Annotated in this window: 1 protein-coding gene; it reads right to left on the bottom strand. The window is 43.8% G+C overall.

Features of this window, described 5'->3' with window-relative positions; all coding sequences use genetic code 11:
- Nucleotides 1–7 precede the first annotated feature (7 nt).
- The coding region (locus tag QP363_RS13210) for a hypothetical protein (protein ID WP_284764824.1) at nt 8–260 on the bottom strand (253 nt) is incomplete at its 5' end.

Below are 260 nucleotides of genomic sequence, written 5' to 3'. Positions count from 1 at the left end.
TGAGAACTCAATAGTGTGCCAATGTACTTTTTTGTTGGTTGATTTTATTTGTTCTGGCCGTGTTGTGCCGTATGTGTGGCACGGTTGGTGTATGCCGGATGGCGCTTTTCCTTTTAGCGGCGTCATTGTAAATAACATAAGTTGTTTGGGCGTATTGTTTAAAATCTTCTGACTGGGCCAGCCTCCTTGTATATCCCCGTCGGGTTGGGGGTTGGTTGAAGGATTTTTTCTTTATGTAATTTTTGGATAGCCAGTCCGTG

The sequence above is a fragment of the Corynebacterium sp. UMB6689 genome (genome assembly GCF_030215295.1).
GTDB classification, from domain to species: Bacteria; Actinomycetota; Actinomycetes; order Mycobacteriales; family Mycobacteriaceae; genus Corynebacterium; species Corynebacterium aurimucosum.
The sequence above is the reverse complement of the archived record's forward strand: the minus strand, read 5'-3'. Positions and strand labels throughout refer to the sequence as shown.